Origin of the sequence: Mycobacterium branderi, from assembly GCF_010728725.1 — a bacterium.
Lineage (GTDB): Bacteria > Actinomycetota > Actinomycetes > Mycobacteriales > Mycobacteriaceae > Mycobacterium > Mycobacterium branderi.
In genome coordinates this window covers 1,832,095-1,851,190 of the sequence record NZ_AP022606.1, presented here as the reverse complement: position 1 = coordinate 1,851,190, position 19,096 = coordinate 1,832,095, and the positions used below count along the sequence as shown (strand labels likewise).

General features: G+C 68.4%; 20 protein-coding genes and 1 tRNA gene. 8 read left to right on the top strand and 13 right to left on the bottom strand.

Annotated features, from left to right (window positions below):
* Positions 1 to 3: 3 nt before the first annotated feature.
* Genes G6N47_RS09555 through G6N47_RS09535 form a run of 5 tightly spaced genes read right to left on the bottom strand, consistent with a single transcriptional unit; the run spans position 4 to position 2,902 of the window.
* Positions 4 to 294, bottom strand: coding sequence for a WXG100 family type VII secretion target (locus G6N47_RS09555; RefSeq protein WP_083131182.1), 291 nt, complete (start codon positions 292 to 294; stop codon positions 4 to 6).
* A complete protein-coding gene (gene esxG / locus G6N47_RS09550; protein WP_083131183.1) occupies positions 294 to 590 on the bottom strand; it encodes a type VII secretion system protein EsxG in 297 nt (98 codons plus the stop codon). Before esxG ends, G6N47_RS09555 begins: the two co-directional genes overlap by 1 nt.
* A gap of 25 nt (positions 591 to 615) precedes the next feature.
* Entirely contained in the window at positions 616 to 2,148 is a 1,533-nt protein-coding gene (locus G6N47_RS09545; protein ID WP_232080163.1) for a PPE family protein, read from the bottom strand.
* A 2-nt stretch (positions 2,149 to 2,150) separates the two neighbouring features.
* Positions 2,151 to 2,459 carry a PE family protein gene (locus G6N47_RS09540; RefSeq protein ID WP_083131184.1) on the bottom strand — a complete coding sequence of 103 codons (309 nt, stop codon included), beginning with the start codon at positions 2,457 to 2,459 and terminating at the stop codon, positions 2,151 to 2,153.
* Positions 2,456 to 2,902, bottom strand: a complete 447-nt coding sequence (locus G6N47_RS09535) for a hypothetical protein (protein WP_083131253.1) — start codon at positions 2,900 to 2,902, stop codon at positions 2,456 to 2,458. Before G6N47_RS09535 ends, G6N47_RS09540 begins: the two co-directional genes overlap by 4 nt.
* A 139-nt stretch (positions 2,903 to 3,041) precedes the next feature.
* Between G6N47_RS09535 and G6N47_RS09530 the strand changes: the two genes are divergently transcribed.
* From G6N47_RS09530 to G6N47_RS09520, 3 genes are read left to right on the top strand one after another with little or no spacing between them, the layout of a single operon-like run.
* Positions 3,042 to 3,434, top strand: a complete 393-nt coding sequence (locus G6N47_RS09530; protein ID WP_179966439.1) for a hypothetical protein — start codon at positions 3,042 to 3,044, stop codon at positions 3,432 to 3,434.
* Positions 3,431 to 4,210, top strand: coding sequence for a hypothetical protein (locus tag G6N47_RS09525; RefSeq protein WP_083131186.1), 780 nt, complete (start codon positions 3,431 to 3,433; stop codon positions 4,208 to 4,210). Before G6N47_RS09530 ends, G6N47_RS09525 begins: the two co-directional genes overlap by 4 nt.
* A 25-nt stretch (positions 4,211 to 4,235) precedes the next feature.
* A complete protein-coding gene (locus G6N47_RS09520) occupies positions 4,236 to 4,928 on the top strand; it encodes a hypothetical protein (RefSeq protein ID WP_083131187.1) in 693 nt (230 codons plus the stop codon).
* On the opposite strand, the gene G6N47_RS09515 is transcribed toward G6N47_RS09520, so the two are convergent.
* The gene (locus tag G6N47_RS09515) at positions 4,925 to 6,082 is read right to left on the bottom strand and encodes an alpha-hydroxy-acid oxidizing protein (protein WP_083131188.1); all 1,158 of its coding nucleotides are present in this window, start codon (positions 6,080 to 6,082) and stop codon (positions 4,925 to 4,927) included. The genes G6N47_RS09520 and G6N47_RS09515 overlap by 4 nt on opposite strands.
* Before the next feature lie 39 nt (positions 6,083 to 6,121).
* Entirely contained in the window at positions 6,122 to 7,042 is a 921-nt protein-coding gene (locus G6N47_RS09510; RefSeq protein WP_083131189.1) for a TerC family protein, read from the bottom strand.
* Positions 7,043 to 7,067: 25 nt separating this feature from the next.
* On the opposite strand from G6N47_RS09510, the gene G6N47_RS09505 reads away from it, so the two are divergent.
* From G6N47_RS09505 to G6N47_RS09495, 3 genes are read left to right on the top strand one after another with little or no spacing between them, the layout of a single operon-like run.
* Positions 7,068 to 8,387, top strand: coding sequence for a polysaccharide biosynthesis protein (locus tag G6N47_RS09505; protein WP_163659600.1), 1,320 nt, complete (start codon positions 7,068 to 7,070; stop codon positions 8,385 to 8,387).
* Between the two features lie 14 nt (positions 8,388 to 8,401).
* Positions 8,402 to 9,088: a glycosyltransferase family 2 protein gene (locus tag G6N47_RS09500; RefSeq protein ID WP_083131191.1), complete on the top strand. Its 687-nt coding sequence runs from the start codon at positions 8,402 to 8,404 to the stop codon at positions 9,086 to 9,088.
* Positions 9,085 to 9,426 (top strand): DUF2304 domain-containing protein, encoded by a 342-nt coding sequence (locus G6N47_RS09495; RefSeq protein WP_083131192.1) that lies wholly within the window; start codon positions 9,085 to 9,087, stop codon positions 9,424 to 9,426. Before G6N47_RS09500 ends, G6N47_RS09495 begins: the two co-directional genes overlap by 4 nt.
* Here G6N47_RS09495 and G6N47_RS09490 read toward each other — a convergent pair.
* Entirely contained in the window at positions 9,423 to 10,367 is a 945-nt protein-coding gene (locus G6N47_RS09490; RefSeq protein ID WP_083131193.1) for an NAD-dependent epimerase/dehydratase family protein, read from the bottom strand. The genes G6N47_RS09495 and G6N47_RS09490 overlap by 4 nt on opposite strands.
* On the opposite strand from G6N47_RS09490, the gene G6N47_RS09485 reads away from it, so the two are divergent.
* A complete protein-coding gene (locus G6N47_RS09485; protein WP_232080161.1) occupies positions 10,333 to 12,129 on the top strand; it encodes a hypothetical protein in 1,797 nt (598 codons plus the stop codon). The two genes, G6N47_RS09490 and G6N47_RS09485, sit on opposite strands and share 35 nt — an antisense overlap.
* Positions 12,130 to 12,143: 14 nt before the next feature.
* Here the strand turns inward: G6N47_RS09485 and G6N47_RS09480 are convergent.
* Positions 12,144 to 12,219, bottom strand: a tRNA-Thr gene (locus tag G6N47_RS09480).
* A 23-nt stretch (positions 12,220 to 12,242) separates the two neighbouring features.
* Positions 12,243 to 13,445: a DNA polymerase III subunit delta' gene (locus tag G6N47_RS09475; protein ID WP_083131255.1), complete on the bottom strand. Its 1,203-nt coding sequence runs from the start codon at positions 13,443 to 13,445 to the stop codon at positions 12,243 to 12,245.
* Positions 13,446 to 13,459: 14 nt separating this feature from the next.
* Here G6N47_RS09475 and G6N47_RS09470 point away from each other — a divergent pair, with 14 nt between their 5' ends.
* Positions 13,460 to 15,118: an adenylate/guanylate cyclase domain-containing protein gene (locus G6N47_RS09470; RefSeq protein WP_232080160.1), complete on the top strand. Its 1,659-nt coding sequence runs from the start codon at positions 13,460 to 13,462 to the stop codon at positions 15,116 to 15,118.
* Here the strand turns inward: G6N47_RS09470 and topA are convergent.
* From topA to G6N47_RS09455, 3 genes are all read right to left on the bottom strand, one after another.
* Positions 15,115 to 17,883, bottom strand: coding sequence for a type I DNA topoisomerase (gene topA, locus G6N47_RS09465; RefSeq protein WP_083131194.1), 2,769 nt, complete (start codon positions 17,881 to 17,883; stop codon positions 15,115 to 15,117). The two genes, G6N47_RS09470 and topA, sit on opposite strands and share 4 nt — an antisense overlap.
* A 131-nt stretch (positions 17,884 to 18,014) precedes the next feature.
* Positions 18,015 to 18,593 carry a hypothetical protein gene (locus tag G6N47_RS09460; protein WP_083131195.1) on the bottom strand — a complete coding sequence of 193 codons (579 nt, stop codon included), beginning with the start codon at positions 18,591 to 18,593 and terminating at the stop codon, positions 18,015 to 18,017.
* 85 nt (positions 18,594 to 18,678) lie between these two features.
* Positions 18,679 to 18,882, bottom strand: a complete 204-nt coding sequence (locus G6N47_RS09455; protein WP_003925183.1) for a cold-shock protein — start codon at positions 18,880 to 18,882, stop codon at positions 18,679 to 18,681.
* Between the last annotated feature and the right edge of the window lie 214 nt (positions 18,883 to 19,096).

The following is a 19,096-nucleotide window of genomic DNA, read 5'->3' as shown; positions in this document are numbered from 1 at the left end:
TATTCAGCCGCCCCATTTGGCGGCTTCGGCTTGGTCGCGGGCCAGCATCGAGACGGTGTTGGTCTCGTGGGTGCCGGCCATCGCGTGATAGGCGCGCACCAGATCGGCCATCGCCTGATTCCACTGCGCCTGCCACGCCTGATACGTCATCCCGGTATCGCCCTGCCACGCCGCCGACAACGCCGCCTGCTCGGACGCGATATCCGCCCCCAGGCCCTGCATCGTGGCCGCATAGGAGGCCATGTCCCCGGCATGCACCAGCATCGCCGGGTAGTTGTACATAATCTGCGACATCAGAAACCTCCCGTGTACGTCGACGCGGCCGCGGCATCGGCGGCCACATAGGTACCCGCCGCATCACCCAAATTGGCCTGCGCGACATCCAGCAGCGCATTCACCTTCGCCGCCACCTCCACAAACCGGGCATGCGCGGCCTGAAACGCCGCCGCCGACTCCCCCACATGAAACGCCTGCGCCGACACCGCCTCCTGCTCGGCCTGACCGATCGTCGAGCGCATCAACCCCGCCTTAGCCGCAAACGCCGACTGCGACGCCACCAACTGCGGAATATGAGCATCCAACATGCTCATAACGCTGTTCCTTTCTCTCGAGCGGTTACTGACCGGGGCCCTCGCCCCAACTCTCCGGCAACATCGGCATCGTCGGGCCGCCGCCGTATTCGGCGGCCGCCAGGGTGCTGAGCCCTGCGGCTTGCAGACCCTTCTTCGTGACCGTCCCGGCGAATCCCAGGGTGCCGGCACCCTGATCTGGGCCTGCGTCCAGATATTCGTGGCGGTATCCGCGGTCGATGACCGAGTGCAGCCGTCGGCGCGTCCGCTCTTGTGCCTCGGGCGCCGCCGCGCGGGCAGCCACCTCGGTGCTCTGGGCGGTTGGCTTCTTGGCTTTCGAGCGGGTCGACAGGCTCGCGTCGCTGCTCAGACCCGCGAAACCCACCATGTAACCGAAGCCTTCGGCGCCCGTCACCGGGACGGGCGGAACGGGCGGCGCCGCGGGTGGCGCGGCGGCCGCAGCCGCGGTGGCCGGGGCCGCCACCGTCGGCGCGGCCGGCGCCAGTGGGCTCGTCGGGATCGTCGGGGTTACCGTCACCGGGGCGACGACCGGTGGTTGGATACCCAACACCGCGGGTTGCGGCGCGGGGGCCGGCACCGCGGCCGGTTGCGCCAACCCCGCCAGGCCGGACAAGCCCGCCAGGCCGGCCAAACCCGCCAGGCCGCCGGCCAGGGTGGGCATCATCAGGCTCACACCCACGGTGATCAACAGCGGCAGTTCCTGGATCAAGAACCGCAACGTGCGCAGCGTCCAGTTGACAATCCGATAGGTCTGCCAGGCAATGAAATAGGCGATCAGCGCCGGCGCCTGCGACGGGTTCAGCAAGCCCTGCATGTTTTGTTGCAGCCAGGCCAATGCCTGGGCATTGCCGTTGAAGAAGTTGCCGAGGTTCTGCAAGTACTGTTCCGGAGACCAGTTGGGCTGGCCCTGGCCCGGGATCTGCTCGCCGTCGGGCCCGAACAACATCTGCCAAATCTCGTCCGGGGTGGGCAGCTGAAACGACCCGGTGCCGCCACCGCCGCCTCCACCGCCGCCGGCGCCGCTGCCCGACCCCGCCCCGCTACCGGCACCGGCTCCGCTGCTGTTCTGGGCCGCTTTGGCGGTGGCCTGATAGGTGCTCATCGTGGTGGCCGCCTGAGTCCACATCCGGGCGTAATCGGCCTCGTTGAGCGCGATCGGAATCGTGTTGATGCCAAAGAAATTCGTCGCGACCAACACCGCGTGGATGGCGTGGTTGGCGGCCAGCTCCGGCAGCGTCGGCATCGCGGCCAACGCCGCGGTGTAGGCGCCGGCCACGGTCGTGTGCGCAGCGGCCGCCTCGGCGCTGAGCGTGCTTGCCAACGACAACCACGCCAGGTACGGCATGTGCGCCGCCGCGTATTGCTCGGCGGTCGGGCCTTCCCACACCGCTTGCCCGCCGGCCAGGACGGAGGTCAACTCCGTTGCGGCAGCCTCGTATTCGGCACTCAACGCCGACCACGTTCCCGCGGCCGCCAGCATCGGGCCCGGCCCCGGACCGGTGCTCAACAACGTCGAATGCACCTCCGGCGGAAAGGCCATCCACACCGGGGCGGTCATCGTCAGCCGCCCGCCCCCAGATACGTCGATGCCGCGGCCGCATCGCCGACGGCGTAGTTGGTTCCGGCCAGGCCCACACCTGTGCCGGCACGGCCCAACACTTCGACGCCCTTGGCCGCCGCCGCCGAGTGCTGCGCGCCGCGGGCGCTGAACACTGCCGCGGCTTCCAGCGACACCGGATCGGCCGCCGGAGGCGCCACCGCCGACACCACCGGGGCCGCGCCCGCGTGCGCCGCCGCCAACTGCGCGGTGATCGCTTCGACCGCCGCACTGGTTGCTGCCAGACCCTCCGGAAGCACCCGCAATGTCATGACACCCACTCCCTTCGACGACCCATACCGAATGCGATAGCCCAGCCGAGCAGCCCGGCTGTCAAACCGAAAACCAGATGGAATGCCGCCCGCTCAATCGAGACGACCGAACCTGCCAGTGCGACAAGGTGAATCGGCGCGGCGGCGAGCACCACCAGGCACGGCCGCCGACGCGCCGCGACGGCGTACAGCAAGACCGCCGCCGCCAGATACCGCGCAGCGCCCCACGGGCCCGCCGCCACGTGAAGCGCGAGCGTCGCCGTCGTCGCCGCTGCGCCGACGGCGATCACCGTCTCGGGCCGCCGCGTCGCCAACGCAACCGCAACCAGCATGCTCAGCCACACCAGGCCGCGGTGTCCGGGCAGTCCGAGCGGGGTGCGGACATCCGCGTACGCAACAATCGCCGCGACCGCAAGCACCGGCAGGGCGACCTCGCGCAGCATGTCCGCCGTCAGCACACGATCGGACGAACCGGCACCAGTCCATACCCGCACGTGCGGCAGCTTACCCGCTTTGCGCTCCTTGAATGCGTTATATCGCAGCCCATAGGGTGCATCCATGCGGATACGGGCCGCGCAGCTGATCATGGCCGTTCTGGTCTTCAGCCTGATTGCGTGTGGCAGGTCTGCGCCCGAGGAAATGCTGGTGGTACAACAGCGCAGCCAGGTGCTCGCCCGGTTCACTTTGCCGCAGTTGCAAGACTTTCCGCAGGTCGAAATCCGGACACCGCAATCGCGCGGCTCACAAGTCCAGAAGGGCCCCACCGTGCGTTCGATTCTCGACGCGGCGCATGCTACCGGCGTCACCAGCGTGCGGGTGGTAGGGCGCGACCCGGCTCAGACCCTGACCGCAGGCGAGCTCACCGACCAGGTCATCTTGAACATCACCAAACGCCACACGCTCAAGCTCGCCGGCACCAACCTCGACCTGAGTCGCTGGGTGCGTGATGTCACCGGTCTGGACGTCAACCCATGACCGCCGCACTGGCGGGCGTGGATCTGCTGATCGGCATCGACGACACCGACGACCTGTGGAGCCCGGGTACCGGGCGTCGGGCCCGGGCGCTGCTTCGCGAACTGGCCGCGGCCGGACTGGGCGAGCCGGCCGGGGCGACGCGCCATCAGCTGTTGGTCGACGACCGAATCCCCTACACCTCGCACAATTCCAGCGCATGTTTGGCGTGGCGCTGCGTCGACGAGACCCCAGACGCCGTCGCGCCAGCCGTCATCGAACTCGCCGGAAAATTCTTGGAACAAGTATGCCCACCGGACGCCGACCCCGGGCTGGCGGTGGCTATGCCCGGCCGCCTGCACGACACCGCGCCACTGGTCGAGTTCGGTTTGCGCGCCAAGCGAGAAGTGTTGCGCCCCAACGAAGCTCGCGAACTTGCTGCGACGCTCGGCGTGCACCTGTCCGGGCACGGCGGCACCGAGGGCGGGGTGCTCGGCGCGCTGGCCGCCGTCGGGCTGCACCTGTCCGGCAACGACGGGCTGTTCATCACTCTCCCCGGCCTGCAGGAGCTGCCCTACGAAGCGACGATCGACGACCTGCTGGCCCACGCGCCGATCGATCTCGCCCGCGACGACGACGGCCGCCGGCCGCAGCCCGGCGAATGCATCGAACTGGGCGACTGGGTGCGGCCGGTGCTTCTCGACGGCCTAGCGGTGTTGCTCCTCGAGCCGCCCCGCCAGCGGCCCGACGGCAGCCGCGTCTGGCGGACCGCGCCGCGCGCCGTCGTCAAGCAGCACTGACGAGCGGCGGTGGCATGCTGGCACTGTGAGCCCGGTGCTGCATTTCGCCGCGAACTTCTGGTGGCTGGTGTTCCCGCTGGGCGGCGCGATCGGCGGAGGCCTGCGGGCGCTCGCCGCGGCCAACGAGCGACGGGCCGAACGACGGCTGGAGCGCTACCGGTTGAAGCAGCAGGCGAAGATCGCCAAGGCCGAAGCGTCCGCGCGGAATCGGAACAATCAGGAGAGCTACCGGCGGGAGCTGACCAAGTTGATCGCCGAACATGACGGGACCGATGCGCGGTGGTTCGACTACGAAATCGACCTCGCCAAGTTGCTCGACTTTCCGATGATGACCGATATGCGCAATCCGCTGACGATCGCGTTCCACAAGGCCAAGCGGCGCGCCGACTTGCTGCGTCCGGAGCGGCCCGAGGACATGGTCAACGACCGCAACGCGCAACTGGACTACCGCGACGCGGTGCACGAGTACGTCACGGCGTTCGAGGTCGCCGAGGCCGAGGCGATTCGCCGGCGCCGCAGCGACTTCTCCGCCGACGACCAAGAACGCCTGGCCCGAGCGCAGAACCTCCTGCACCTTGCGCAGGACGACGCGGCCACCCCGCAGGAGCGGCAGAGCGCCTACGTCCGGGCGACCAAGGAACTCGACGGGCTGATCGTGCTGCCGGCCACGGCTAGGGCCAGCATCGAACGGCGCATCGCCGGGCAGATCGAGGCCTAGTCGAGCCTTTCGACGGCGACCTGACTCAGCTCGGTGTAGCAGTCGACGGCCATCGTCAGATCGGCCTCGGCCAGGATCTGCGACACCACGGCCCGAAGCCCGTCGCGCCCGCCGACCGCAAGACCGTAAGCGTAGGGGCGGCCGATGCCGACCAGTGCGGCGCCGAGCCCACAGGCGCGCAGCACGTCGACGCCGTCGCGGATGCCCGAATCGAACGTCACCGGCAGATCGCCCACCGCCTCGATGACCTGTTCGAGATGACAGATCGCCGGAACACCGCCATTCGCTTGGCGCCCACCATGATTGGAGCAGGCGATCACGTCGACACCGAGCTGTTTGGCATGCGCAGCATCGTCGGGCAGGCAGATTCCCTTGAGGATCAACGGCAATTCGGTGATCTGCCGCAGCCACCTGAGGTCATCCCAGGTGAACGCCGGGTTCGCGAATACCTCCAGCCACACCGCCCCGGCGTGCACCGGGTCGAGATCCTTTTCGCTTGTGACACCGGCTAATTCGCGAAAACGCGGATCAGAGGTGTAGTTGGCGATGCAGTCACCGCGCAGCATCGGCATGAATCCGTGGGACAGGTCGCGCGGACGCCAACCCACGGTGCCATAGTCGACCGTGACCGCGATGGCGTCGAACCCCGCCTTCTCGGCGCGCTTGACGAAGCTCTCGGTGAGCTTTTCGTCTGCTGTCGGATACAGCTGAAAGATTCCGAAGGAGTCGCCGCGGGCCTCGGCCACTTCTTCGATGGTCGCCGACGACAGCGTCGAGTACATGCCGACCAGGTCGAGCTCGGCGCACACCCGGGCCTCCTCCAGGTCGCCCTCGGGCCGGATGTTCCCGAGCACCCCGACCGGACACAGAAACACCGGCGTCGGCAGCCTGCGGTCGAGGAAGGTCACCGACATGTCGCGATCGCTGCGGTCCCGCAGCATGCGTGGCGTCAGCCCGTAGCGACGCAACTCGGTGACGTTGATGTCCTGGGTCTCCTCATCCCCGGCGCCGCCCTTGACGTAGCCGTAGATCAGCGGGTTCATGTTCTCCTGGGCGCGGTGTTCCCATTCGGCGAACGTGAACGGAAACGGCGACGTCTTGTTGAGAACCCCGGCTTTGTAGAACTGGTATTGGTAGTCGCCGAAGTTGCCCATGGCCCCTCCCTGTACTCATGTGACAGCAGAAAGGGTTGATTACCCGGTCCGGGCGTCGGCTACCACGCGGGTCCGGTACAGGCTGGCGGCCGCGGTGATGCCCAGCGTCAACACGATGACGGCCAGACTGAGCAACGTCGGGATCTCCGGCACATTGACATGCTCGCCGCCGTTGATGAACGGCACGTCGTTTTCCCGCAGTGCATGAAACACCAGCTTCACGCCGATGAACCCCAGGATGGCGGCCAGACCGCGGCCGAGATAAACCAACCGCTCCAACAGGCCACCGAGCAGAAAATACAACTGCCGCAGGCCCATCAACGCGAACACGTTGGCCGCCAACACCAAATACGGCTCGCGGGTAAGCCCGTAGATGGCGGGAATGGAATCGAGCGCGAACATCAAATCCGTCGCACCGAGCGCCACGATGACCAGAAACATCGGCGTCATGACGTTCAAGCGACGGGCAAACCGGACCACGGCGTTGTCGGCGTCGCCGCCGGATCCGGCACCGCGAGCCAGCCTGATGCCCGTGTAGACCAGGAATGCGCCGAAGACATAGAACACCCACCCGAATTGCTGTATGGCAATCGCGCCCAGCGCAATGAATACGGCGCGGAACACCAGCGCAATCACAATCCCGACGAACAGGGCCTGCTGCTGGTAGCGCTTGGGCACGTTGAAGCTCGCCATGATGACGATGAAGACGAACAGGTTGTCGACGGACAGGCTGTATTCGGTGAGCCAGCCGGCGAAGAATTCCAGCCCGAACCGCGAGCCGTGGAAACACCACACCCAGATGCCGAAAAGCACCGCGAACCCGACGTAGGCCGACAACGCAATCGCGCATTCGCGCATCGTCGGTTCGTGTGGCCGGCGGGCGATCACAACGACGTCGAACAGTAGGACCGCCATGGTCACGCCCAACGCGACGGACCATTCCAGCACGGACACGTGCAACGGCAGACCCCCTCTCCCGTCCAGCATGTCAGGTCGGCGCCGGCCTCGCCCGTTAGTATTTTCGAACTGTGGAAGTGCCGTCGCTGTGACCGAGGTCGGCGGTCCTTCCGCCTCCATGGGGGCCTCCGCGGGGCCGGTCGGGCGCGGCAGCGTCGCCCGGGTCGGCGCGGCGACAGCACTGACCGCCCTGTGCGGCTACGCCGTGGTTTACCTGGCCGCCCGCGACCTGGCCCCCGCCGGCTTCTCCGTCTTCGCGGTGTTCTGGGGTGCGTTCGGGCTGGTCACCGGTGCCGCGAACGGACTGCTGCAGGAGACCACCCGCGAGGTCCGCTCGGTGCGCTACGCCGACGTCGCGACCGGACGTACCCATCCGCTGCGGGTGGCGGGGATGCTCGGGGCGGCTGCGGCGGTGGCGATCGCGGGGAGTTCGCCGCTGTGGAGTGGGCAGGTGTTCGCCGACGCCCGCTGGCTTTCGGTGGGGCTGCTCAGCGTCGGGCTGGCGGGCTTCTGCCTGCACGCCACGTTGCTGGGCATGCTGGCCGGCGTCGACAACTGGACCCAGTACGGCGCGCTGATGGTGACCGATGCGGTGATCCGGGTGGCGGTGGCGACGGCGACCTTCCTGATCGGCTGGGGTCTGGTGGGGTTCTTGTGGGCGACCGTCGCGGGCGCGGTGGCCTGGCTGATCATGCTGGCGGTGTCGCCCACGACGCGGGCCGCGGCCCGGCTGCTCACCGCCGGGGGGACGGCGACGTTTCTGCGCGGCGTCGCGCATTCAATCACCGCGGCGGGAGCCAGCGCGATCCTGGTGATGGGCTTTCCGGTGCTGCTGAAGGCGACATCGGCCGAGTTGGGCGCGGCGGGTGGGGTGGTAATCCTGGCCGTCACTCTGACCCGGGCGCCGCTGCTGGTGCCGCTGACCGCGATGCAGGGCAACCTGATCGCCCACTTCGTCGACGAGCGCACCGAGCGGCTGCGGGCGCTGGTCGCGCCGGCGCTGCTGGTCGCCGGGATCGGCGGCATCGGCGTGCTGGCGGCCGGGCTGATCGGCCCGTGGATCCTGCGGGCCGCATTCGGCCCCGACTACGACGCGGGCAGCGCGCTGCTGGCATGGCTGACCGCGGCGGCGGTGGCGATCGCGATGCTGACGCTGACCGGCGCGGCCGCGGTCGCGGCGGCGTTACACCGCGCCTACGCCGTGGGCTGGGTGGGTGCGACGGTGGCGTCGACGTTGCTGTTGTTGTTGCCGCTGCCGTTGGAGACGCGCACGGTTGTCGCGCTGATGTGCGGGCCACTGGTCGGCATCGGCGTGCACCTGACCGCGCTGGCGCGTTCCGCCGGGTAGGTTAAGCAGACGAAATGGGTTATCCCGATGTCTGGATCGTCGTTCCGGCCTTCAACGAAGCCGCTGTCATCGGTGACGTCGTCGCCGATGTCCGGTCGGTCTTCGACAACGTCGTCTGCGTGGACGACGGCAGCCGCGACGGCACCGGCGACATCGCGCTGGCAGCCGGGGCTCACTTGGTGCGACACCCGGTCAACCTCGGCCAGGGCGCGGCCATCCAGACCGGTGTCGAGTACGCCCGTCGCCAACCGGGGGCGCAGGTCTTCGTGACGTTCGACGGCGACGGCCAGCACCGGGTGAAGGACGTCGTCACCATGGTCAACCGGCTGGCCGCCGGCGACGTCGACATCGTGATCGGCACCCGGTTCGGCCGGGGCGTCAGCAGGCCTCCGCTGGCCAAGCGGCTGGTGCTGCGCACCGCGGCGTGGCTGAGCCCGCGCGGGCGCCGGCTGGGATTGACCGACACCAACAACGGCCTTCGGGTATTCAACAAGACCGTCGCCGACGGCCTGGACATCACGATGAGCGGCATGAGCCATGCCACCGAGTTCGTCATGCTGATCGCCGAAAACCATTGGCGGGTAACCGAAGAGCCGGTCGAAGTGCTCTACACCGACTACTCCAAGTCCAAGGGCCAGCCGCTGCTCAACGGCGTCAACATCATCTTCGACGGGTTCTTGCGAGGAAGGCTGCCGCGATGAACTGGATCCAGGTACTGCTGATCGCCGCCATCATCTTGTTGCTGGTCTACCTGTTGCGCTCGCGGCGCAGCGCGCAGTCGAAGGCGTGGGTCAAGGTCGGCTACGTGTTGTTCGTGTTCGCTGCGGTGTACGCCGTGTTGCGGCCCAACGACACCACCGTGGTGGCGCACTGGCTCGGGGTGGCGCGCGGCACGGACCTGATGCTCTACGCGCTGATCATCGCGTTCAGCTTCACCACGCTGAGCACGTATTTGCGGTTCAAGGACCTGGAATTGCGATACGCGAGGCTGGCCCGCGCCATTGCATTGGAGGCAGCGCGGGCACCCGAACACAGCTAGTCGGTGTGCGCGTGCCGGAAGTACTCCACCGTGCGGCGCAGGCCCTCCTCCAGCGTGACCTGTGGGTACCAATCCAAAACCTTTGCGGCCAAACCGATGTCGAGGCATGAGCGTTTGAGATCGCCCAGCCGCGGCGGGTGGAACTCCGGATCGTCGGGCGCACCGACGGCGGCGGCCACCGCCGAATGCAGTTGGCGGTCTGAGGTTTCCACGCCGGTGCCGATGTTGAATCGCTGCCCGCCGCCTTTGTCGCCCGCGGCCCTGACGAAGGCGTCCACCACGTCGTCGACGTAGACGTAGTCGCGGGTGTTGGTGCCGTCGCCGAAGATCTTGGTGGGCTTGCCGGACAACAGCGCCTGGGCGAAGATGGCCACCACCCCGGCTTCGCCGTGCGGATCTTGGCGCGGGCCATAGACATTCGCCGGCGCAATGTGTGAGCACTCCAGGCCGTAGAGGTGCCGGAACGTATTGAGATAGATCTCCCCCGCTACCTTGCCGGCGGCATACGGCGACGCCGGATCGGTGGGCACCGCCTCCGGCGTCGGGTAGGTCGGCGGTACACCGTAGATGGATCCGCCCGAGGACGTGTGCACAACCTTGCGCACCCCCGCTCGCCGCGCCGCCTCGGCCAGCCGGATGGTGCCGACGACGTTCACGGACGCGTCGAACTGCGGGTCGGCCACCGAATGCCGCACGTCGATCTGGGCGGCCAGATGGAACACCACTTCGGGGCGGTATTCGGTGAAGATGGCCTGAAGATCCGCGGTCACGATATCGGCCTCGACGAAGACGAACTCGTCGATGTCGGCCAGGTGCTCGAGGTTGGTGGCGCGCCCCGACGCGAAGTTGTCCAGGCCCACGACCGAGCCGCCGTCGGCGATCAAACGGTCGACTAGCGTCGACCCGATGAATCCGGCAGCCCCGGTGACCAGTGCACGCACCGGCCCACCATACCGATGGGTCCCCGCGGTCGCCGTAGCCCTGGTCGCGGGGCAGCTGGCAATCCGCGCAGTGCTGGCGTTTCGGGGCTACTTCTATTGGGACGACCTGATCCTGATCGGGCGGGCGGGCACGCATCACCTGCTGTCCCCGTCGTATCTGTTCGACGATCACGACGGCCACGTCATGCCCGCCGCGTATTTGGTTGCCGGCGCCATCACCAGGCTGGCGCCGCTGGACTGGACCGGTCCTGCGATCAGCCTGGTGGTGTTGCAGCTGCTGGCGTCACTGGCGTTGTTGCGCGCACTCCACCTCATCCTGGGCTGGCGGCCGGTGTTGCTCATCCCGTTGACCTTCGCGCTGTTCACCCCGCTGGGCATCACCGGCTTCGCGTGGTGGGCGGCGGCACTGAACTCGCTGCCGATGCTGGCCGCGCTGGCCTGGGTTTGCGGCGATGCCGTGCTGCTGGTGCGCACCGGCAACCAGCGCTACGCGGTGACCGGCGTACTGGTGTATCTCGGCGGTCTGCTGTTCTTCGAGAAGGCCGCGGTGATCCCGTTCGTGGCGTTCGCCGTCGCCGCGCTGCTGTGCCACGTGCGGGGCGAGCACGCGCTGGGGACCGTGTGGCGTCGCGGTGTCCGGCTGTGGACGGCGTCGCTGGCGCTGACGGCCGCCTGGATCGCGGTCTACCTCGTCGTGGTCGATCAGCAGCGCTGGAGCACTGATCTGGCGATGACGTGGGATCTGTTGCGCCGCTCGGTGACTCACGGCATCGTGCCGGGCCTGGCCGGCGGGCCGTGGGCGTGGGACCGCTGGGCGCCGGCCTCGCCGTGGGCGGTACCTCCGCTCGCGGTGCGACTGCTGGGCTGGCTGGTGCTGGGTTCGGCACTGGCGGTCACGCTGGTGCGCAAGCAGCGCATCGCGCCGGTGTGGCTGACCGCGGCCGGCTATGCGGTTGCCTGCCAGGTGCCGATCTATCTGATGCGTTCGTCGCGGTTCACGGCGCTCGAGCTGGCCCAGACGTTGCGGTACTTCCCCGACCTGGTCGTCGTTCTGGCGCTGCTGGCCGCGGTCGGGTTCTGCGCGCCGAATCGCCCGTCGTCTCGCTGGCTGGATGCGTCGACGCCTCGCATGGTGGCGACGACGGCGTTGGCGGTGCTGTTCGTGGCCAGCAGCCTGTATTCGACCGCGACGTTTCTGACGTCGTGGCGCGACAACCCGGCCCAGCCCTATCTACAGAACGCGCAGCGAAGTCTTCCCGGCGCGACCGCCCCACTGCTGGACCAGGAGGTCGACCCGCTGGTGCTGGGCCGCGTGGCCTGGCCGGAGAACCTGGCAAGTCACATGTTCGCTTTGTTGCGGAACCGCCCCGAATTCGCCGCGGCCACAACGCAATTGCGGATGCTGGATAGCTCCGGCCGGCTGGTCGACGCCCGAGTGGCGTGGATCCGCACCATCGCGGTTGGGCCGGCGCCACAGTGCGGATACTTGGTGCAGCCCGACATGCCGGTCTCGCTTGCTCTCGACGGGCCGCTGTTGCCGGCGGACTGGACGGCCGAAGTCAACTACCTGGCCAACAGCGACGGCTCGATGACGATGTCGCTGTCCGAGGGCGCCCACGTCAAGGTTGCGGTGCATCCCGGGCTCAACCGCGTCTACGTGCGACTGCCCGGAGCGGGCAACGCGATCTCGGTGCGGGCCGACACCGCCGCGCTGTCGGTGTGCATCGCCTCGGGGCCGGTGGGATACGTGGTGCCGGCCTGACCGCGAGGAAAGCGTGGAGCCACCTAGGAGAATCGAACTCCTGACCTGCTCATTACGAGTGAGCCGCTCTGCCGACTGAGCTAAGGTGGCGTGCCCTGCCGGGCGGCACGAGTCTACAGGCCGGCGCGCAGCTCCTGGCCGATGGTGGCGACCATCGCATCCACGGCGAAGCGCGGCTTGACATTGATGGCCAGCGCTTCACGGCACTCCAGCACCGCCTCGATACAGCGCAGCAGCCGCTCGGGCGTGGCGTGGGCGGCCAGCGCAGCCACCCGCTCGCCCATGTCGGGATGGTTGGCTTGCACGCCGCGCGCCCCGGAGGACACCAGCAGCGCGTCGCGGAAGTAGGTGGCCAAGTCGATCAACGCGCGGTCCAGCGAATCCCGCGACGCGCGCGTCTGCCGCGACTTCTGCCGTCGCTCAAGGTCTCTGATCGCGCCGGTGGCGCCTCGCAACGCACTCGCGGTGCCCTTGCCGGTGCCGCCGGCGCCCAGTGCCGTCCGCAACTCGTCGGTTTCGGCCTCGTCGCGCTCGGCGGTCAGCACCATGGCCTCGGCCTCGGCCGCCGCCACCAACTCCTCGGCGGCGGCAAAAGCGCGCGACGGCGTTGCCGCGTCACGCGCCAGCCCCAGCGCCCGCTGCCGTCGCTCACGGGCCTGGGGGTCGGTGGCCAACCGCCGGGCCCGCCCGACGTGGCCGCCGCTGACCGATGCCGCCCAGTTCGCGGTCTCGGCGTCCAGCCCGTCGGCCTCGACCAGCACCTGCGCTATGGCCTCCGACGACGGCGTCACCAGCGAGATATGCCGGCAGCGGGACCGCAGCGTGATCGCGATGTCCTCGGGGTCCACCGACGGCGCGCAGAGCAAGAACACCGTCGACGGCGGCGGTTCCTCGACGACCTTGAGCAACGCGTTCGCCGCCCCCTCGGTCAGCCGGTCGGCGTCCTCGATCAACACGATCTGCCAGCGCCCGGTGCTCGGCCGCCGCGACGCGATCTGCACGATGGCCCGCATGTCGTCGACACCGATCGAGAGCCCCTCGGGAATCACCCGCCGCACGTCGGCGTGCGTGCCGGCCATCGTCGTCGTGCAGGCCCGGCACTGACCACAGCCCGGCACTCCGTCAGACGTGCACTGCAACGCCGCCGCGAAGCACAACGCCGCGACCGAGCGGCCCGATCCGGGCGGGCCCGTGATCAGCCAGGCATGCGACATGGCCGCGCTGTGAGGCGAATCACCGCGGGCGGCCCGCGCCGCCGCCACCAGCTCGGCTTCGACCGCCTGCTGGCCAACCAGGCGCGCAAAAACCCCGGACATCACCGGCAACACTAGTGCCGCCCGCCGACACGCTTTTTGGCTACTTCTTCGTCCCCGCAGACCGATACGGTGGGTCCGTGAGCACGGCAGCGGAACTCCCTGGGCGGATCAGCGGATTCGTCCAGTGGCTGGTGCGTACCCCGTGGCCGGTGTTCTCGCTGAGCGTCCTGCAAGCCGACATCATCGGCGCGCTGTTCGTGTTCGGCTTCCTGCGGTACGGCTTGCCGCCCGAAGACCGCATCGAGCTGCAGGACCTGCCGGGCATCAACCTGGCGATGTTCTGGCTTGTGATCATGATCCTCTGGGCCACCGGCTTTTCCATTAGCGTGCGATTGCTGGTGCCGGTGTTCCGCTGGCAACGCCGCGACGGCATGTTCGCCGACACCGACCCCGCCAGCAACGAGCTGGCCCGTAGCCGCGCGCTGCGGATGCCGTTCTACCGCACGCTGATCAGCATCGGCTACTGGTCCGTCGGCGGCACAACCTTCATCGTCGCCAGCTGGCGCGAAACCAGCCACCTGGCACCGGTGGTCGCCGTGGCCGTCGCGCTGGGCGCCGCCGCCACCGCGATCATCGGCTACCTGCAGTCGGAGCGGGTGCTGCGACCGGTTGCCGTCGCCGCGCTGCGCGGCGGGCTGCCGGAAAACATCGAAGCGCCCGGTGTGATCCTGCGGCAGCTGCTGACCTGGGCGCTGTCCACCGGTGTGCCGCTGCTGGCCATCGTGCTGGCGGTGGTGGCCGACAAGGCGTCGCTACTGCACGCGCCGCCCGAAAGCTTGTTCAACCCGATTCTGTTGATGGCGCTGGTGGCGCTGGTGATCGGGTTCGCCAGCACCCTGTTGGTGTCGATGTCGATCGCCGACCCGCTGCGCCAGCTGCGCTGGGCGCTCGGTGAGGTGCAGCACGGTAACTACAACGCGCACATGCAGATCTACGACGCCAGCGAGCTGGGCCTGCTGCAGGCGGGGTTCAACGACATGGTGCGCGACCTGGCCGAGCGGCAGCGGCTGCGCGACCTGTTCGGTCGCTACGTGGGCGAAGACGTGGCACGGCGGGCCCTGGAGCGTGGCACCGAGCTGGGCGGCCAGGAGCGCGACGTCGCCGTGCTGTTCGTCGACATGGTGGGCTCCACCCAGCTGGCGGCCACCCGGCCGCCAGCCGAGGTCGTCAGCCTGCTCAACGAGTTCTTCCGGGTAGTGGTCGACACCGTCGGGCGGCACGGCGGATTCGTCAACAAGTTCCAGGGTGACGCCGCGCTGGCGATCTTCGGCGCGCCGATCGAACACCCGGACGCCTCCGGGGGCGCGCTGGCGGCGGCTCGCGAATTGCACGACGCGCTGCTGCCCGTGCTGGGTTCGCTGGAGTTCGGCATCGGGGTGTCGGCCGGGCGGGCCATCGCCGGCCACATCGGCGCGCAGGCCCGCTTCGAGTACACCGTGATCGGCGACCCGGTCAACGAGGCCGCCCGGCTGACCGAGCTGGCCAAGCTCGAAGAAGGGCACGTGCTGGCATCGGCGATCGCGGTCAGCGGGGCGCTGGACGCCGAAGCGCTGTGCTGGGATGTCGGCGAAGTGGTCTCGCTACGCGGCCGCACCGCACCCACCCAGCTGGCCCGGCCGCTCAATCTGGCTGCGCAGGAAGAGATTTCCACCGAGGCCAGCGAAATCAGCTAGCCGCGCTTTTTGGCCGGCGCCTTACGAGCAGTCTTCCTCGCCCTTTTGACCGGGCCCCGGGCGCGGCGGTCGGCAAGCAGTTCGGCCGCGCGTTCGTCGGTGATCGACAACACGTCGTCGCCCTTGCGCAGGCTGGCGTTGGTTTCCCCGTCGGTGACATATGGCCCGAAACGGCCGTCCTTGATCACCATCGGCTTGCCCGACGCCGGATCGGTGCCCAGCTCGCGCAGCGGTGGCGCCGAAGCCCCTTGTCTGCCACGGCGTTTGGGCTCGGCATAGATTTTCAGCGCTTCGTCGAGCGTGATGTCGAAGATCTGGTCCTCGGTCGACAGCGAGCGAGAATCCTTGCCGCGCTTGAGGTATGGGCCATACCGCCCGTTCTGCGCGGTGATCTCCTCACCTGTTTCGGGGTCCACACCGACCACCCGAGGTAGCGACAGCAGCTTCAGCGCATCGTCGAGGGTGACGGTCTGCAGGTCCATGCTGCGCAGCAGCGACGCCGTCCGCGGCTTGGGCCCGGTGGGTTTCTTGCCCTTCTTGGCCCCGGCGGCGTCGCCGTCGTCGGGCGACTCGGGCAAGATCTCGGTGACATACGGTCCGTAACGGCCGTCCTTGGCGACGATTTCGTGACCGGTCTGCGGGTCGACGCCCAGCGTCCGGCCCTCCTGCGGAGTGGCGAAAAGCTGTTCGGCCACCTCGAGCGTGAGCTCGTCGGGGGTCAGCGAGTCGTTGAGATTGGCCCGTTGCGGTTTCGGCTCGCCGTCGTCACCGGTGACCATGCGTTCCAGATAGGGCCCGTTCTTGCCCACCCGGACATAGATGGGCCGGCCCTCGGCGTCGTCGAACACCTTGATGGAGTTGACTTCTCGGGCGTCGATGCCTTCGAGGTTGACCCCGACCAGCTTCTTCAGACCGCCCGAGCGGGCCACCGAGTCGGGCACGCCGTGGTCGCCGCCGAAGTAGAAGTGGTTGAGCCAGGTGGTGCGCTGCTCGTTGCCGGAGGCGATGGCGTCGAGCTCGTCTTCCATTGCGGCGGTGAACCCGTAGTCGACCAGCCGGCCGAAATGCCGCTCCAGCAAGCCGATTACCGCGAACGCCACCCAGGACGGCACCAGCGCGCTGCCCTTCTTGTAGACGTAGCCGCGGTCCTGGATGGTCTTGATGATCGACGAGTACGTCGACGGCCGCCCGATGCCCAGTTCTTCGAGCGCCTTGACCAGCGACGCCTCGGTGTAGCGGGGCGGCGGGTTGGTGGAGTGGCCGTCGGGGGTCAGCTCGGTGGCGTCGACCCGCTGACCCTCGCTCAGGTGCGGCAGCCGCCGCTCGGCGTCGTCGGCCTCGCCGCCGGCGAGCTCGTCGACGGTCTCCACATAGGCCTTGAGGAACCCCGGGAAGGTCAGCGTGCGACCGCTGGCGGAGAACACCACCTGCGCGTCGCCGGATGCGCCGTTGATCCGCAGGCTCAACGTCGTGCCGCGGGCGTCGGCCATCTGCGAGGCGACGGTGCGCTGCCAGATCAGCTCGTAGAGCCGGAAATCATCCCCGTCCAACTCGCGGCGCACCGCGTCCGGGGTGGCGAACGTCTCACCGGCGGGCCGGATGGCCTCGTGGGCTTCCTGCGCATTTTTCACCTTGCGGGTGTACTGGCGCGGCGACGGCGAGACGTACTCCTCGCCGTAGAGCTGGCGGGCCTGGGTGCGGGCGGCGTTGATCGCCGACTCCGACAGCGTCGTCGAGTCGGTCCGCATGTAGGTGATGTAGCCGTTCTCGTAGAGCCGCTGGGCGATGCTCATCGTGCGCTCGGAGGAGAACCGCAGCTTGCGGCCGGCCTCCTGCTGCAGCGTGGAGGTCATGAACGGCGGATAGGGCCTGCGGGTGTAGGGCTTTTCCTCCACCGAGGCCACGGTCAGCTGGGCGCCGCGCAGCCCGTCGGCCAACTCGGTCGCTCGAGCCTCGTCGAGCACCACGACCTCGTCGGGCTTGCGGACGGCGCCCAGCGAGTCGAAATCCCGGCCCGTTGCCACCCGCAGACCGTCGACGTTGGTCAACCGGGCGGTGAAGGTGGGCGGGGAGGCCTTGGGGTCCGAGACGCTGGCGTCGAGTTCGGCGACGACGTCCCAGTAGGTGGCGCTGCGGAACGCCATCCGGTCGCGTTCGCGCTGCACGATGATCCGGGTCGCCACCGACTGCACCCGGCCCGCCGACAGCTTGGGCGCCACCTTCTTCCACAGCACCGGGCTGACCTCGTAGCCATACAGCCGGTCGAGGATGCGGCGGGTCTCCTGGGCGTCGACCAAGTCGATGTCCAGGTCGCGGGGGTGCTCGGCGGCGGCGCGGATCGCCGGCTCGGTGATCTCGTGGAACACCATCCGCTTGACCGGGATCTTGGGTTTCAGCGTCTCCAGCAGGTGCCACGCGATGGCCTCGCCCTCGCGGTCGCCGTCGGTGGCCAGATAGAGCTCGTCGGCGTCCTTGAGCAGGCCTTTGAGCTCGCTGACCGTGCTCTTCTTGTCGGGGCTGATGATGTAGAGCGGTTCGAAGTCGGCGTCGACGTTGACGCCCAGCCGCGCCCACGGCTCCGACTTGTACTTGGCGGGCACGTCGGCGGCGTTGCGGGGCAGGTCGCGGATGTGGCCCCGCGACGACTCGACTACGTAGTTGGACCCCAGGTAGCCGGCTAATTTGCGCGCCTTGGTGGGCGACTCGACGATGACGAGTCGTCGCGCGCGTCCATTGCCGCGGTTACCGCGGTCTTCACCAGCCAACTGTGCTTACGCTCACTTTCCATTTCCGGCCGCATCGCGCGCCGGTGCCCCCCTGTGGACAACTGACAATGTGACACCCGGCAACGGGGCGACGCAAACCGACCCCCCGGTAATTACCCTCCCAATGACCGCTAAACGTGCGGCCAGTTCACCTTCGCCTCGACGGCGGCCGGTGGCTCTCCCACATTTTCTACCAGGCGCGACAACCGGCGCCGACCGCTGATCCGCAATGCCGGCCGGGCGCCGCGGGTGCCGATCAGGGTGGGCGCGATCCCGACCCGCATCATCGCCGACGCCAGCGGGGAATGGGTGTCCGGCGCGTGCGGGTCCAGTCCGAGCAGGTAGCGGTCGGCCTCCGGAGCCCCCGCAGCCAGTGTCCAGGCCCGCAGTTCCCGCGGCCCGGGTAGCCACAGCGGCGGCACCGTCTTGACCGCGCCGCGGGTCCAGTCAGCGGCGATTGTCCGCAGCCGCGCGTCCACCGCGGTCCGTACCAGCGGAGTGTCCTCGTCGGTGCGAGTGATCTCCGACACCAGGCCGGCGTCCTCGATCATCTCGGCCAGCGCCTCGGCCCGCCACAGCTCCTCCACCACCACCGACAGCCGAGCTCCGCCGCCGACGATCACGATCTGCCCGGCGGCGGCCAGCACGCCGGTGAGGTCGGTGACCGCGGGCGGCACCGACTCGGCAGAAAAGAAGGAGAGCTGGCTCACGTCACCGACAGTAGGCCGCCGCACACGAAAACCCCCCGGCGGAACCCGGTGTGGGCGCCGCGCGGGGGGTTTCGGCAGAAGTTGCTCAGATGGAGCGGACGCCGGTGGCCTGGGGCCCCTTCGGGCTTTGGCCGACCTCGAACTCCACTCGCTGGTTCTCCTCAAGGGTGCGGAATCCCGATCCCTGGATTTCCGTGTAGTGGACAAACACGTCGGCCGAACCGTCCTCGGGGGCGATAAAACCAAACCCCTTCTCCGCGTTGAACCACTTCACAGTTCCCTGTGGCATTTCTCGATCTTTCCTTTACTACTGGGTGCGGTGCACCGCCTTTCGGTGCCCCGGGCCCGCTGTGACCGCCATACCTCGCGGAGTCGCCGGAACTTCACCCGAGCTAGAACTCGCAGGAACCGCGGTCGCAACGTTGATCCTGCGAAAGTTTGACACGAACACAGAAGCTGCGACCGCACATCAGTCAATCATGTTCATCGCGCCGGCGACAGCC